14 protein-coding genes are annotated in these 14,387 nt (G+C 66.3%); 6 read left to right on the forward strand and 8 right to left on the reverse strand.

Translation table 11 applies throughout. The features are described 5' to 3' along the window. The first annotated feature begins 4 nt into the window (after nt 1–4). Genes nuoL through ACLQI9_RS16550 form a run of 4 tightly spaced genes read left to right on the forward strand, consistent with a single transcriptional unit; the run spans nt 5 to nt 5,209 of the window. On the forward strand, nt 5–1,888 hold the full coding sequence (gene nuoL, locus ACLQI9_RS16535) for an NADH-quinone oxidoreductase subunit L (RefSeq protein ID WP_442378953.1): 1,884 nt from the start codon (nt 5–7) through the stop codon (nt 1,886–1,888). Next, complete coding sequence (locus tag ACLQI9_RS16540; RefSeq protein ID WP_442378951.1) at nt 1,882–3,459, forward strand: NADH-quinone oxidoreductase subunit M; 1,578 nt, start codon at nt 1,882–1,884, stop codon at nt 3,457–3,459. The genes nuoL and ACLQI9_RS16540 overlap by 7 nt, the downstream gene beginning before the upstream one ends. Then, on the forward strand, nt 3,456–5,060 hold the full coding sequence (nuoN, locus tag ACLQI9_RS16545) for an NADH-quinone oxidoreductase subunit NuoN (protein ID WP_442378949.1): 1,605 nt from the start codon (nt 3,456–3,458) through the stop codon (nt 5,058–5,060). Before ACLQI9_RS16540 ends, nuoN begins: the two co-directional genes overlap by 4 nt. Then, nucleotides 5,057–5,209, forward strand: coding sequence for a hypothetical protein (locus tag ACLQI9_RS16550; RefSeq protein WP_442378947.1), 153 nt, complete (start codon nt 5,057–5,059; stop codon nt 5,207–5,209). Before nuoN ends, ACLQI9_RS16550 begins: the two co-directional genes overlap by 4 nt. A gap of 247 nt (nt 5,210–5,456) precedes the next feature. On the opposite strand, the gene ACLQI9_RS16555 is transcribed toward ACLQI9_RS16550, so the two are convergent. The 8 genes from ACLQI9_RS16555 to ACLQI9_RS16590 all read right to left on the reverse strand — a co-directional run bounded on the left by ACLQI9_RS16555 (nt 5,457) and on the right by ACLQI9_RS16590 (nt 11,447). Continuing rightward, nucleotides 5,457–5,714, reverse strand: coding sequence for a three-helix bundle dimerization domain-containing protein (locus ACLQI9_RS16555; RefSeq protein ID WP_442378945.1), 258 nt, complete (start codon nt 5,712–5,714; stop codon nt 5,457–5,459). Nucleotides 5,715–5,922: 208 nt separating this feature from the next. Continuing rightward, nucleotides 5,923–6,375, reverse strand: coding sequence for a hypothetical protein (locus ACLQI9_RS16560; protein ID WP_442378943.1), 453 nt, complete (start codon nt 6,373–6,375; stop codon nt 5,923–5,925). Next, the gene (locus ACLQI9_RS16565; protein WP_442378941.1) at nt 6,372–7,628 is read right to left on the reverse strand and encodes a DUF58 domain-containing protein; all 1,257 of its coding nucleotides are present in this window, start codon (nt 7,626–7,628) and stop codon (nt 6,372–6,374) included. Before ACLQI9_RS16565 ends, ACLQI9_RS16560 begins: the two co-directional genes overlap by 4 nt. A 13-nt stretch (nt 7,629–7,641) precedes the next feature. After that, nucleotides 7,642–8,610: an AAA family ATPase gene (locus tag ACLQI9_RS16570; RefSeq protein WP_442391934.1), complete on the reverse strand. Its 969-nt coding sequence runs from the start codon at nt 8,608–8,610 to the stop codon at nt 7,642–7,644. Nucleotides 8,611–8,629: 19 nt separating this feature from the next. Further along, complete coding sequence (locus tag ACLQI9_RS16575) at nt 8,630–9,112, reverse strand: hypothetical protein (protein WP_442378938.1); 483 nt, start codon at nt 9,110–9,112, stop codon at nt 8,630–8,632. Next, nucleotides 9,109–10,044: a DUF4129 domain-containing protein gene (locus ACLQI9_RS16580; RefSeq protein ID WP_442378936.1), complete on the reverse strand. Its 936-nt coding sequence runs from the start codon at nt 10,042–10,044 to the stop codon at nt 9,109–9,111. The genes ACLQI9_RS16575 and ACLQI9_RS16580 overlap by 4 nt, the downstream gene beginning before the upstream one ends. Before the next feature lie 95 nt (nt 10,045–10,139). Further along, nucleotides 10,140–10,598, reverse strand: coding sequence for an SRPBCC family protein (locus tag ACLQI9_RS16585; RefSeq protein ID WP_442391935.1), 459 nt, complete (start codon nt 10,596–10,598; stop codon nt 10,140–10,142). A 144-nt stretch (nt 10,599–10,742) separates the two neighbouring features. Continuing rightward, nucleotides 10,743–11,447, reverse strand: coding sequence for a pyridoxamine 5'-phosphate oxidase family protein (locus tag ACLQI9_RS16590; RefSeq protein WP_442378932.1), 705 nt, complete (start codon nt 11,445–11,447; stop codon nt 10,743–10,745). Between the two features lie 38 nt (nt 11,448–11,485). Between ACLQI9_RS16590 and ACLQI9_RS16595 the strand changes: the two genes are divergently transcribed. Together ACLQI9_RS16595 and ACLQI9_RS16600 are read left to right on the forward strand one after the other, a co-directional pair. Then, nucleotides 11,486–12,817 (forward strand): aminotransferase class I/II-fold pyridoxal phosphate-dependent enzyme, encoded by a 1,332-nt coding sequence (locus tag ACLQI9_RS16595; protein ID WP_442378930.1) that lies wholly within the window; start codon nt 11,486–11,488, stop codon nt 12,815–12,817. A gap of 162 nt (nt 12,818–12,979) precedes the next feature. Further along, nucleotides 12,980–14,368, forward strand: a complete 1,389-nt coding sequence (locus ACLQI9_RS16600; RefSeq protein ID WP_442378928.1) for a DUF222 domain-containing protein — start codon at nt 12,980–12,982, stop codon at nt 14,366–14,368. Nucleotides 14,369–14,387: the final 19 nt, after the last annotated feature.

Below are 14,387 nucleotides of genomic sequence, written 5' to 3' on the forward strand. Positions count from 1 at the left end.
GCCGATGACACACTTCACCTGGCTGGTCGTAGCTCTTCCCGCGGCCGGCGCCGCGATACTGCTGCTCGGCGGCAGGCGCACCGACTCGTGGGGACACCTGCTCGGCTGCGCGACCGCGCTGGCATCGTTCGGAGTCGGTCTGGAGCTGCTCGCCGACATGCTCGGCCGGCACGGCGACGCCCGCACCATCAGCCAGAACCTGTTCAGCTGGGTCCCGGTCGGCGGCCTGCAAGTCGACTTCGGTCTGCAGGTGGACCAGTTGTCGATCTGTTTCGTGCTGCTGATCACCGGAGTCGGTTCGCTGATTCACATCTACTCGGTCGGCTACATGGCCGAAGACCCCGATCGCCGACGGTTTTTCGCTTACCTCAACCTTTTCCTCGCGGCCATGCTGCTGCTGGTGGTGGCCGACAACTACCTGGTCCTGTACACCGGTTGGGAAGGCGTGGGCCTGGCGTCCTACCTGCTGATCGGTTTCTGGTATCACAAGCCCACCGCGGCCACCGCGGCCAAGAAGGCGTTCGTGATGAACCGGGTCGGGGACGCCGGGCTGGCGCTGGCGATTTTCGTGATCTTCAGCAACTTCGGCACGCTGTCGTACTCCGGGGTGTTCGGTCAAGCGCCGGGGGCCGGACGCGCGGCGCTGACCGCGATCGGGTTGCTGCTGCTGTTGGGCGCCTGCGCCAAGTCCGCGCAGGTTCCGCTGCAGGCCTGGCTGGGTGACGCGATGGAGGGTCCCACCCCGGTCTCCGCGCTGATCCACGCCGCCACCATGGTGACCGCCGGGGTGTATCTGATCGTGCGATCCAACCCGCTGTACAACCTGGCACCCGACGCGCAGCTGGCGGTGGTCATCGTCGGCGCCGTGACGCTGCTGTTCGGCGCGATCATCGGCTGTGCCAAGGACGACATCAAACGCGCACTGGCGGCGTCGACGATCAGCCAGATCGGCTACATGGTGCTGGCCGCCGGTCTGGGCCCGGCCGGCTACGCCTTCGCGATCATGCACTTGCTCACCCACGGTTTCTTCAAGGCCGGCCTATTCCTCGGCTCCGGCGCGGTCATCCACGCGATGAACGACGAGCAGGACATGCGCCGCTACGGCGGGCTGCGTGCCGCGCTGCCGATCACCTTCGCGACCTTCGGGCTGGGCTACCTGGCGATCATCGGAATGTTCCCGTTCGCCGGCTACTTCTCCAAGGACGCCATCATCGAAGCCGCGCTGGGAGCAGGCGGAGTCCGCGGTTACATATTGGGCGGGGCTGCACTGCTGGGCGCCGGGATCACTGCGTTCTACATGACGCGGGTGATGCTGATGACGTTCTTCGGTGAAAAGCGTTGGGCCGCAGACGCACATCCTCATGAGGCGCCCGCCGTGATGACCTGGCCGATGATCCTGCTGGCCGTCGGCTCGGTGTTCTCCGGTGGCCTGCTGGCCGTCGGCGGCACCTTGCGGCACTGGCTGGAGCCGGTGGTCAACTTCGAGGAAAGCTCGCACGTGTTGCCGACATGGGTGTTCACAATCGTCACCCTCGGCGTCGTCGCGGTCGGAATCTACGTGGCCTACCAGCTCTACGGCCGTCGTACGGTGCCCGACACCGCGCCCGAGGAAGTGTCGGTGCTGACCGTCGCCGCCCGCAGGGACCTCTACGGCGACGCCTTCAACGAGGAGGTGTTCATGCGACCCGGTGGGCAACTGACCCACGCGCTGGTCGAATTCGACAACCAAGCCGTTGATGGCTCGGTCAACGCGCTGGCGGCGCTGGTGAGCCGGACCTCGGACCGGCTGCGCGGATTGCAGACCGGGTTCGTCCGCAACTATGCGCTGTCGATGTTCGTGGGCGCGGCGTTGGTGGCCGTGGCAATCCTGGCGGTGCAACTGTGGTGAGTTTCCCCTGGCTTTCCGTGCTGTGGCTGGTGCCATTGGCCGGTGCCGTGGCCGTCATCACGGTGCCGCCCGGAGCGCGGCAATTCGCCAAATGGCTCGGCCTGGCCGTCTCGGTGGCCGTGCTCGTGGTGTCGATCCTGATCGCGGTCGAGTTCAAGACCGGAGGCCCGACTTACCAGTTCGTCGAATCCCACCGCTGGATACCGGCATTCGGCGCCGGCTACACCCTCGGTGTCGACGGCATCGCGCTGGTGCTGGTGCTGCTGACCACGATCCTGATACCGCTGTTGCTGGTGGCCGGCTGGAACGACGGTGGCGAGCGCTCGCGCGGTACCCAGGCTTACGTCGCGCTGACGCTGACCATCGAGTCGATGGTGCTGATTTCGGTGATCTCGCTGGACGTGTTGCTGTTCTACGTGTTCTTCGAGGCGATGCTCATCCCGATGTATTTCCTCATCGGTGGTTTCGGCGGCGGCGCCCAGCGGTCCCGTGCGGCGGTGAAGTTCTTGTTGTACAACCTGTTCGGCGGTCTGGTCATGCTGGCCGCCGTGATCGGGTTGTACGTGGTGACCACTCAGCATGGTTCGGGGACATTCGACTTCCGTCATATCGTCGCCGCCGTCTCGTCGGGTTCACTCGGCGCCTCCCCGGCAGTGCTCAAGGCCCTTTTCCTGGGCTTCATGTTCGCCTTCGCGATCAAGGCTCCGTTGTGGCCGTTCCATCGGTGGCTGCCCGACGCCGCGGTGGAATCAACACCCGCGACGGCGGTGCTGATCACGGCGGTGATGGACAAGGTCGGCACGTTCGGCATGCTGCGCTACTGCTTGCAGTTGTTCCCTGACGCCTCAACGTATTTCCGACCGCTGATCGTGGTGTTGGCGGTCATCGGGGTCATCTACGGCGCGATCGTGGCGATCGGCCAGACCGACATCATGCGGCTGATCGCCTACACATCGATCTCGCACTTCGGCTTCATCATCCTCGGCATCTTCGTGATGACCACCCAAGGCCAGAGCGGGTCGACGCTGTACATGCTCAACCACGGCATATCCACCGCCGCGGTGTTCCTGATCGCCGGGTTCCTGATCTCGCGGCGCGGCACCCGGTCGATCGCCGCGTACGGCGGTGTCCAGAAGGTGGCGCCGGTGCTGGCCGGGACGTTCCTGGTCGCAGGCCTGGCCACGCTGTCGCTGCCCGGGCTGGCGCCATTCATCAGCGAATTCCTAGTGCTGATCGGCGCATACACCCGTTACTGGCTGGCAGCCGCGTTCGGGGTCACCGCGCTGGTGCTCTCGTCGATCTACATTTTGTGGCTGTACCAGCGGGTGATGACCGGCCCCGTCACCGACGGCAACGAGCGGATCCGTGACCTGGTGCCGCGCGAAATCGTGGTCGTCGCACCGCTCATCGCGCTGCTCCTGGTGCTCGGGGTGTACCCGAAGCCGGTGCTGGACATCATCAATCCTGCGGTGGGGAACACCATGGCCACCATCGGCCAGCATGACCCCGCACCGAGCGTGCGGCCCGGCGTCGCGCACCTACCGGGGACGGCGGAAGGACCACGCCGATGACGTCTGTTCCTATGCCCACGCCCAGCGTCGAATATGGGCTGGTGTCACCGATACTCATCGTCTTCGGTGTTGCCGTGGTCGGGGTGCTGGTGGAGGCGTTCCTGCCCCGACGAGTCCGCTACGGCGCCCAGGTTCTCATCGCGATCGGCGGACTGATCGCCGCGTTCGTCGCGGTCGTCATCGTCGGCAGGGAGCTCCGACCGCCCGGCCGCACCGCGGTGCTGCAGGCGCTGGCCATCGACGGCCCCACCCTGGTGTTGCAGGGCACCATCCTGCTGGTGGCGGTGCTGGCGGTGATCTTCATCGCCGAACGGCGTGACGGCGCGAACGCCGCCACCGGCCCGGGCGCAGCGACCGCCACGGCCCACATCGCTGCCGGGCTGGACTCCTTCACTCCGCAAGCCTCTGCGGTGCCCGACAGCGTGGCCGAGCATCAGGCGATCCGCGCCGGGGTGAGACAGACCGAGCTCTTCCCGCTGACGATGCTGGCCGTCGGCGGCATGCTGATCTTCCCGGCTGCCAACGACTTGCTGACGATGTTCGTCGCGCTGGAAGTCTTGTCGCTGCCGCTGTACCTGCTGTGTGGGCTGTCTCGTCACCGCCGCTTGCTGTCTCAGGAAGCAGCGGTCAAATACTTTCTGCTAGGCGCATTCTCGTCGGCGTTCTTCCTCTACGGCGTTGCGCTGCTGTACGGCGCGACAGGCACACTGTCGTTGCCCGGTATCGCCGATGCGCTGCTATTCAACCCCAACGACTCGACGGCGTTGATCGGCGTCGCCCTGTTGGCGGTCGGCCTGTTGTTCAAGGTCGGCGCGGTCCCGTTCCATTCGTGGATTCCCGACGTCTACCAGGGTGCGCCGACTCCGATCACCGGGTTCATGGCCGCGGCCACCAAGGTCGCGGCGTTCGGCGCGCTGCTGCGGGTTTTCTACGTGGCGCTCCCGCCGCTGCATAACGAGTGGCGGCCTGTGCTGTGGGCGATCTCCATCCTGACCATGGCGGTCGGCACCGTCACCGCGGTGAACCAAACCGATGTCAAACGGATGTTGGCGTACTCGTCGATTGCACACGTCGGCTTCATCCTCACCGGTGTCATCGCAGCCAACCCGGCGGGTCTCGCGTCGACGATGTTCTACCTGGTCGCCTACAGCTTCAGCACCGTGGGCGCGTTCGCGGTGGTCGGCCTGATCCGCAACTCTGGCGGCGACGAAGACGCCACCATTTCCCACTGGGCCGGGTTGAGCCAACGCTATCCCGTTGTGGCCCTGCTATTTTCGATGTTCTTGCTGGCGTTCGCCGGTATCCCGTTGACCAGCGGGTTCGTCAGCAAGTTCGCGGTGTTCCAGGCGGCGGCCAAGGGCGGAGCGGTGCCGTTGGTCATCATCGGTGTGATCGCCAGTGGGGTGGCGGCCTACTTCTACGTACGGGTGATCGTGCTGATGTTCTTCACCGAGCCGCACGCCGATCAGGTGCAGGTCGTGATGCCCAGCTTCTGGAGTAAAGCGGCGATCGCGGTGTGCGCAGTGGTCACCATCGGCCTGGGCGTGTTCCCGCAGCCGCTGCTCGATCTCGTCAACCAGGCCGCGCAGTTCGTGAGATGACGCAGCCGCTGGTTCTCAGCGACGACGCCGGCCCGGTTCGGGTGCTGGCCATGAACCGCCCCGATGCGCGAAACGCTCTGAACAGCAACCTGATCGAGGCTCTCTCCCGTTGGGCCTGCTTCAGATCGATCACCGTTACCGTGTTGTAGAAGTCGGCGAGCGCTCGATCGCCAGTAATCCACCCATCCCCGCGCCAAAGACAACCGCCCGCTCGGCCCGCTTGCTCAACCGACCCCCCGCGCCTCGCTGATAGCCGTTGTGCGGGCTCACCGTACAGAAATCGTTCCAAAAATTGGGCCAAAACCGGCAAGGTGAACGTCCTCGTTTCGGCCCGCTCGAGGTGTGGGCGCCAATCATGGCCGCTCTCAACCAAACCCGGCCAGTAGGGCTGAGCCGCTAGGTTTTGGAGCCCGCCAAGACGAGATCGCCGAATGCAACCGCCGCCAGGTCCGGCCTCAAGACGCTGAGTTCCTCGAGCTCCTCGTCAGCGCGCCGCTCCACCAGCAAAGGAATGAAATCGCGTACCCGGCTGCTTTGGAAGCGTGCATAAGCGTGCTGTACTACGGCACTGACGTGATCGTGCGGAAGAGCTGTGTATTTCTTGGCGAGGCGACGCTCGACGTCGCCAATCAACACCCGCTCTTCTTGAGGCACCCCGATATTGTTACCGCCATCCTGACAGTGGTCAAGATGCGTGGCGTAAACGGACTGTTGTGTAAATCGTTGGAGAAAAACACTTTTGCAACAACGGCACCGGGAGTATAGTACGCTCGGGCCCGGGCGCCGGACCAGGGTGGTTTTGGCCTCATCAGCGTTTGCAGGTCGCGCCCAACAGGGAGGCGCCAGCAACGACCTCGAGATCCTAGCTCCGCAGAAACGGCCGGGTGGCCAGCAAGTACACCGCAAACACGGCGAGCGGAGCCAGCGACGGCAACCAGGGCAGCTGCAGCGGAAATGCCGTGGCGACCAGGCCGGCGAACGCGAATCCCACGGCTCCGATCAGCGTTGCTCCGCTGACTCCGTCGAGCCCGGCTCCGCTGCCGGCCGCGTGCCGCAACACCAGGTAGACGGCCGCCGACAATCCGGACACCACGGCCAGCGTCGCTACAGGATTGGACAGCACGATCACCCCTACCGTGAACAGCACCGCAAGCGTGGCGACCGGGCGAAACAGGGTTCCGGCCACCACCGCGACCATCGCCGACGTCGCCGCGATGAGCGCCGGGCCGTGCGATCCGATCCCCACGACTGCCACCATCAGCACGCCGCAGGCCATCGACAAGATGCCCGCCGCCTGCTGCCCGCCGAATCTCATGATCGGCGTCCCGTCACCGGCCGGCGGCGATCGGGCATCACACGCATCGATTGGTCCAGGGTGCGATCCGCCTGCCAGGCCACCACGTCGACACCGACCGTGCCCATGTCGCGGTACATCGCGGACCGCTGCAACGCCCACATCCTGTCCACCAGCGGGTCCTGCTGAGCCGCGAACGGGGCGCCCTGCAGAACATCGACAGCCACCACAACGTGGCCGCGTCTGCGCAAATCGATCAGCGACAGCGCGAACTCGGTATCGAGCAGCGTGGAGAACGCGACGACGATCGCCCCCGGCGGAATAGCGGCACGTGGCGCCAATGTCCCAGTGGTGGTTTCGAATTCGTCACCGACGGCAAGCACGGTATCGAGCACCCGATAGAACTGACGCTGCCCGATTTCGGCGCCGAGCCAGCGCGGCCGGCGGCCGCCGAGCGCGACGATGCCGGCCCGATCGCCGTTGCGCAGCGCGGTCTGCACCACCTGGGCGGCGCCGCGCACAGTCCGCTCGGTGGATTCCGTCGCCGGGCCGACCGGCTGCGGATAGCCGTCGACGAGTACCACCACGTCGGCGGACCGGTCGGTCAACCGCTGCGTCACATGCAGGCGGCCGCGGCGGGCGCTGACCGGCCAGTTGACGGTGCGCAGCTGGTCACCCGGCACATAGGTGCGAATGTCGGCGTACTCGACGCCGCGGCCGATGTGTCGGGTCAGGTGGGTGCCCAGACGATCGAGCAGCTCGGTCTGTGGCAGCGCCGTCGCTTGCGGTGGCGTCACCGGAAACACCGTCACATCGGCTGCGTCGACGGTCCCCGTCCCGGTCAACAGCCCGCCATGCGCGACGGCCTCGACCGTGGCCCGGATGGGATATCGGCCCCAACGTTCGGCTGTGGTGGCCACCGTCTGCCGCTGACGAGATGCCCGATCGATAACGTCGAGTCGCATCCCGTCGACCCCTGACACCGTGAGTTCCACTGCAACACCGAATGTTTCAGTCGTAGCCCAGACGGTCAGCTGCTCCTGCTCAGTTTCGAAGCATCGCTGCGAACCCGGTTCTGCGTGCACGTTGACCTTTGGCATTGGTCGCTGCCAGCTGATTGAACACAACACACCAAGCAGCGGTGCCGCGAAGGCGACCAACTGCCAGCACGATCCGATCAAGGCGACGGCCAGCGCCAGTGCGGTACAGGTCGCGAGTGCACGCGTCAATGCCGATGCACGCCAGTGTAATTGGACTTCCCGGATCTCGATCACATCGATGTGTCGCTTACTGCAAACCGCCGCCCGTTCGCGGAACGGGCAACCGCCGTAACAGATCCTCTACGACGTCGGAGCCTTGAATCTTTCGTACCCACATTTCCGGCCGCAGGGTGATCCGATGCGCCACCGCGGGGGTGGCGAGCGCCTTGATGTCTTCGGGTATCACGTAATCGCGGCCAAGCAGCAGGGCACGGGCGCGGGCGAGCTGGACCAGATCGAGTTCTGCACGGGGGCTGGCGCCCACCGCCACCTGGGGATGGTGTCGGCTCGCGGCGGCCAGCGAGACTACGTAGTGCAAGACGTCCTCGTGGACGCTCACCTGTTCGACCGACTCGCGCATCACCAGCAGATCATGCGCGTCGACAACCTGATTGACTATCGGCTCGGCCGAGCCGCGATCCAGGCGACGCCGCAGCATCAAGGTCTCGTCGCTCTCGGAGAGATAGCGCAATTCGAGCCGAACCGCGAACCTGTCCAACTGTGCCTCGGGCAACGGGTAGGTGCCTTCGTATTCGATCGGGTTGTCGGTGGCTAGAACGATGAACGGTTGCGGCAGCCGGTGTGTTGCGCCGTCGATGCTCACCTGGCCCTCGGCCATCGCCTCCAGTAAAGCCGCCTGGGTTTTGGGCGGTGTCCGGTTGATTTCGTCGGCAAGGAGCAGGTTGGTGAAGATCGGCCCCGGACGAAACTCGAAGCGACCCGACTGCATGTCGTAGACCGTGGAGCCGAGCAGGTCCGCCGGCAGCAGGTCGGGGGTGAACTGCACGCGGGTGAAATCCAGCCCGAGCGTCGCGGCGAAGGATCGGGCGATCAGCGTCTTGCCGAGGCCGGGCAGGTCTTCGATGAGAACGTGCCCGCGGGCAAGCACGGTGGTGAGGATGAGGGTGAGCGCGGCTCGCTTCCCCACCACGACGCGCTCGATCTCGTCGAGCACCGCCACAGCGCGGGCCGTGGTCGTCGCCGCCGGCATGGTCATATCCGAGTCTTACCCTCCATCACACCTGTTCCAACAGTTCCAGAATTTCCGCGAGCGTAGCTCGACCCGGCCCGGGTTCGCGCGCACCGGTCGGCGCGACGTTGTTGGGATTCACCCACGCCCACAGTTGCGGGCCGAAAAGCATCCGTCCGGTGGCGTCGAACGCTGCCGGGTCTTTGGCCTGGTTTAGGCCGGTCGTGATGGCGAAGCGCCGGGCCAGCATCGGACGCAGGTGTCGGTCCCAGTCGCTTCGGGTGGATTCCGACCGGCGGATCAGCGTCTCCGTTCGCGATAGCCAACTACGTAGCGACTCCTCGAGAGCGTTCGGGGCCGAGGCGGGCGACGAGTCAACGCCGTGGCCCAGGACCTGGCGCACATTAATCAATGCGAACAGCGCCGCGGCACCGGCCGCCCAGAGCACGAACCGACGATCGTGCAGCGCGAGCGCGGCCAGCTCCGCGCTCAGTATGACGGAGATCCCCAGGGCGAGCAGCTTTTTCATACCACGCTCCGCAATTCAGCGAGAACCAGCTGCAGCACGCCCACTGCGTTTTCGCGATGCGCCTCGTTCATCACATGTGGACTGAACCGGGCCTCTTCGAACAAGTTCACCAGCTCGACGGCGTTATCGACATGCAGCGCGTGGTTTTCGACGGCTCGGGCCAGCACTTCTGTGGGGGTATCGAAGTCCTGCGGGACGGCTGCGGGGACATACGCCAGTTCGCGCTCCATCGCCGCATAGCAAGCGATGATGGCCTCCCGCGGTTCGCGGGCGCGGTCTCCGATTTCGGCCAACCCAACTTCGGCTGCCCGCGCCAGCGACTCGGAAGTGCCGGTGGGCGTCAGCGGTCCGACCGGTTCGGGGGCAACGATGGGCGCCACCGCGACGCGCCGGCGGCGGGCGGCGACAACCGCGCCCACGACGATCAGCACCAGCAGTGCCAGTGTGCTCGCGATCAGGTAGCGCACCAGGTCACCGCCTCCGCCCACCTCCGGCGGCTCGGGTGGTCGTGGGGCGTTATTGGCCGGCGTGGGAGCGGTTGATGCCGGTCCGGTCGGGGCCTGACCGGCCGTATGCAGCACGACGAACTGCGACAGTAGCCACACCGCCAGCAGCCACGCGACAAGCACCCCGGCTCCGATCACCAACACTCGCCAACTCGGTCGGCCCCGGCCGTCGGAAAACCGTTCCGGTAGGCCACCGGCGCTGGGCGCCGCCTTACGCGGGTCGCGGAGCCGGGCGATGACCGCCACGGCCAAAATAACCACCGACACGCTGAGCATGGCGATCACGTAGACCAGCGACGCCCCATCGTCCGGTGGCCTTTTCCGCACCGCACGCTCGACGCCCGGAAGATAACCGCGCAACGAGGCGGCGATAACCATCAGCAGCACGATCACGGCGACCACGCGGCCTGTCGCCTTATCAAACATTGGCACACCACTCGACCGGTTGCCTGCCGCTGTTGCGGCATTCCGTTTGCTCATCCTGGCACGTAGCCCACCTGCGTTGCCAGCGATAGCCGCAGCTAGTTGCGCTCCGCGATCTCGGCGAGCCGGTCGAGGGATGCCCGAAGCCGGTCCGGTGTCGTACGGCGGGCGCGGGGCAGGCGATTGTTGTCGGTCAATCGCGACCAGTCATAGGTGTGGGTAACCCGGGTGCGGGTTCCGGCCAGGGGTTCGAGCTCCCAGCGCCACAGATGTCCCGGCGGTCGTCGACCCGGTTCCGATGGGAGCCAGGCGATGCGACGACCCTCCTCGAACTCCACGATGTGATTCTCGCGGATACTGCCCATAGTGAGGGTCATGGTGAAGACCTCTCCAAGGCTGCGGACACGTTGTCCGGACAAGGCTTCGGCGAGGTTGTCATTACCGTCCCAGAGCGGCTGTTGGGATGGATCGGCGATGAGCTCGAAGATCCGATTGGGGCTGGCTGCGATCTCGCGGCTCGCGCTCACCACTCGAGGGACGTCGGTGTCGTCGGCCATGACCTATCGAAGCATTGGGCCCGTAGAAAACGGAAACCGTTTTGGTGGCATGGGTGTTGTGGCGGTGATTGGGGAGGCCCAGCCGCCTCCCCAATCACCGCATCGCTGGCATTGCCATAGTCACGAGCCAGATGTCGGCCGGGTTCATTGCGCGCATGGCCGGCGGTACGGCGTGAGGTAAGGCGGCAACGGCACGGCAGAGTCCAGGTCGTCGGCGGGCACGGGTGTGCCCGCTGTCAGGGTCAGCGGCACGACCCCGGCCCAGTGCGGCAATGCCATGTCCTCCTCGTCGTCAACCGGTCCCCCGTCACGCACCTTGGCGGAGACCTCGACGAGATCCAGCGCAAGCACGGCTGTGGCCGCGAGTTCGCGGGTGTTGGGAGGTCTGCTATCAGCGGACCGGCCGGTCGCGACGTGATCGAGCAGGGCCGCCAGCGCGCGCAGTTTCTCCCGACGGTCTTGCACCAGGCGCGCGCTGCCGACCACGACGACCGACCGGTATTTCAGTGAATGGTGCAACGCCGTGCGGGCCAGCACCAGGCCGTCCACCAGGGTGACCGTGACGCAGACCGGGAGCCCCTCCGCGGATGCCGCGGCGGCGAGCATCGGGCCGCTGCCGGTGGATCCGTGCAGGTACAAGATTTCGCCCAGCCGCGCGTGGGTCGTCGGTAACACCACCGGTCGACCGGCATTGAGGTAGCCGACGTGACAGATCAGGGCCTCGTCGAGGATGCCATGGACGGTCGCGCGGTCGTAGCGGGCGCGCTCGCGATACCGGGTGGGCACAGTCCGTGATGTGGGCGGATACGCCTGGTCGACGGCCTGCGGTGAGTTCGCTGGCGGCGCCACCGTTGCCTCCAATTTTGTACTAGTGCATAATTCTCTACGTGCCAGAACAATATACGATTCAGGGTGCGGGTGCGGAGGCGATCGCCAGCAACGTCGAGGAGGCCATTTCTGCGGGCGCCCTGGCGCCCGGCGCCGAGCTACCCCCGATCAGGGAGCTGGCCGGCCAACTCGGCGTCAACGCCAACACGGTTGCCGCCGCCTACCGCCTGCTGCGCGAACGCGGTGCCGTCGAGACCGCGGGCCGACGCGGCACCCGGGTGCGGGACCGGCCGGCGACCACGCACCGCTCGCTGCGTGTGCTCGCCGTCCCGCGCGGCGTGCGAGACCTTTCCACCGGCAACCCGGATCCGGCGCTGCTGCCAATCGCCGCGGCACAACTTCCGCGCGCCGGCTCGCGGCGACGGGCCCCGCTGCTGTACGGGGAACCCGCAATCTCCCCCGAGCTGGCCGAGCACGCCCGGGCGTCGCTGACTGCCGACAGCGTTTCGACGGAGCACCTCGCCGTGACCGCCGGGGCTCTCGACGGCATCGAACGCGTCCTCACTGCCCACGTGCGGCCCGGCGACCGGGTGGCGGTCGAGGATCCGGGGTGGGCCAATCTGCTGGATCTGCTTGCTGCGCTCGGCCTTTCGGTCGATCCGGTGCGGGTCGACGACGACGGGCCGCTGGCCGCCGATGTGGCGCGGGCGCTGCACCGCGGCGTACGGGCCGTGGTGGTGACCACGCGCGCCCAGAATCCCACCGGCGCCGCCGTCTCGGCTGTGCGCGCGAGCGAGCTGCGTGCGCTGCTGGCTGACCATGGCGACGTGCTGCTCATCGAGGACGACCATTGCGCGGGGATCGCCGGCGCACCGCTGCACGCCTTGGCCGGGACGACGCAGCACTGGGCGTTCGTGCGGTCGGCAGCCAAGGCATACGGCCCCGACCTGAGGCTGGCACTGCTGGCCGGCGACCACCGCACGGTTGAGCGAGTGCACGGGCGGCTACGCCTGGGACCGGGTTGGATCAGTTATCTGCTGCAGGACCTCGCCGTCAGCTTATGGCGCGACAAGGCAGCAACACACCTGGTGCACAAGGCAGAAGCCGCCTACACCCGCAACCGCACCCTGCTGCACGCGGCGCTGGCCGACCGGGGTGTGACGTCGCACGGCAGATCCGGCCTCAACGTCTGGATTCCGGTGCCCGACGAAACCGTGGCGATCACCCGGCTGCTGGGCGCGGGCTGGGCGGCGGCGCCGGGAACACGGTTCAGGATCAGCACACCGCCGGGACTGCGGATCACCGTCTCCAGCCTCGATGCCACCGAAATCGACCCACTCGCCGACGCAGTCACCGAGGCGATACACGCCGTCGGTCGGGCCAGCGTCTGAGTCCGCCGTGCAGGTCCCCACTGCACACTGCGGCGGCATGGCGGATTAGTACGACGTCATCGCCTTCTAACCTGGTTATCCACAGCCGCCATTTGATCCATAGACCGAGCTTTGTGCCTTTGCTCAGGGCGGAATTGTCGGGTTGGTTCATACCGTCGAAGTATGGGTCCGGCAATCGGCACCGAGCAGGCACGGGAACGGATCAACGCCGCTCTCGATGCGATTGACGCCGCCCACGACGTGTTGCGTAATACGTCTTCAGATGTGCTGGGCAACAAGTTTCGCGTCGACGTCGCTGAGCGGTTGGAGACCCAAGAGCGCACCAACCGCGGGCTGATGTATCGATTCTTCGGGGAGATCGCCGACCCGCCCGACGAGTCCGGGTCGATAGCAGCAATGCGATCGGCACTGTGGACGCGACTGCACATCACTCCCAACGAAATCACCCGTCGGTTCAAACTCGCAGCCCGGATTCGGCCGCGCCGGTCGTTGACCGGCCCGGCGGTGCCCCCGGAGTTGCCGCGGTTGGCGGCGGCAGTGCAGGCCGGCGCTGTCGGTGAAGACCACATCCGGGCGGTATGCCGAGCAGTCGACGTGCTCCCCGCGCGCGTCTCGCCCACCGACGTGACAACCGCCGAGCGCAAGCTGGTCGAGCATGCCACCAAAGTCGACGCCGGCGTCGTGGTCAAAATTGGTCAACGCATCGCCGACTACCTCAATCCCGACGGTCTATTCAACGATGACGATCGGGCACGGCGCCGCGGGCTCTACCTCGGCTCGCAGGGGCCTGACGGCATGTCCCGGCTGTCCGGCTTGCTTGACCCTGAGGCCCGTGCCTACTTCGAGGCCATCGAGGCCGCGGTGCGGCCCGGTCGCCACCTCCCCGATGTCAAAGCGGAAGAGCCCGAGGCGCGCGATGACCGCTCGCCCGCCCAACGCTGCCACGACGCGTTAAAGCTCGGCCTGGAGACCGCCATCGCTTGCGGTGGTCTCAATGTGCATCGCGGCCACCCGGTCACCGTGGTCGTCACCACGACATTGGCCGAACTTGACCGGGCCGCTCAAGCCGCCGTTGATTCGTCGGCTCCGATGCCCGCGGCCGCCAGAACCGGTGGTGGCTCCCGACTGCCGATGCGGGATCTGATCGGCATGGCCGCCAAGACCATTCATTACCTTGCGGTGTTCGACGACCACACCGAACGGCCGCTGTACCTGGGCCGCCAAAAACGGGTTGCCACCGCAGACCAAAGGCTGATCTGCCACGCCCGCGACCGTGGCTGCACCCGTCCCAATTGTCTTGAATCGGGGTATCGCTGCGAGGTTCACCATTCACCGGACTGGGCCCGAGGCGGCCGCACCGACGCGGACAAGCTGTTCTTCGCGTGCGGCGGAGATCACGGCATGACAAGCCGCGGTGAACTCCTCACCCAGGTCACTGACGGCGGGCGACTGGGCTGGACCGACAGCACCGGCCCACCCGAAATCAACCATGCCCACCATCCCAATGAACTGCTCCGCCGAGACCCGGACCCACCCAAAAGCCAGGAGTGAGCCAACCGGTTAACCGGTA

Source organism: Mycobacterium sp. (genome assembly GCF_052143115.1).
In the GTDB taxonomy this organism is placed as follows: domain Bacteria; phylum Actinomycetota; class Actinomycetes; order Mycobacteriales; family Mycobacteriaceae; genus Mycobacterium.

Coding starts and splice junctions, on each gene's coding strand:
- nuoL (WP_442378953.1), top strand. CDS start 5: ATGACACACTTCACCTGGCTGGTCGTAGCTCTTCCCGCGGCCGGCGCC.
- nuoN (WP_442378949.1), top strand. CDS start 3,456: ATGACGTCTGTTCCTATGCCCACGCCCAGCGTCGAATATGGGCTGGTG.
- ACLQI9_RS16550 (WP_442378947.1), top strand. CDS start 5,057: ATGACGCAGCCGCTGGTTCTCAGCGACGACGCCGGCCCGGTTCGGGTG.
- ACLQI9_RS16560 (WP_442378943.1), bottom strand. CDS start 6,375: ATGAGATTCGGCGGGCAGCAGGCGGCGGGCATCTTGTCGATGGCCTGC.
- ACLQI9_RS16570 (WP_442391934.1), bottom strand. CDS start 8,610: ATGACCATGCCGGCGGCGACGACCACGGCCCGCGCTGTGGCGGTGCTC.
- ACLQI9_RS16575 (WP_442378938.1), bottom strand. CDS start 9,112: ATGAAAAAGCTGCTCGCCCTGGGGATCTCCGTCATACTGAGCGCGGAG.
- ACLQI9_RS16580 (WP_442378936.1), bottom strand. CDS start 10,044: ATGTTTGATAAGGCGACAGGCCGCGTGGTCGCCGTGATCGTGCTGCTG.
- ACLQI9_RS16585 (WP_442391935.1), bottom strand. CDS start 10,598: ATGGCCGACGACACCGACGTCCCTCGAGTGGTGAGCGCGAGCCGCGAG.
- ACLQI9_RS16600 (WP_442378928.1), top strand. CDS start 12,980: ATGGGTCCGGCAATCGGCACCGAGCAGGCACGGGAACGGATCAACGCC.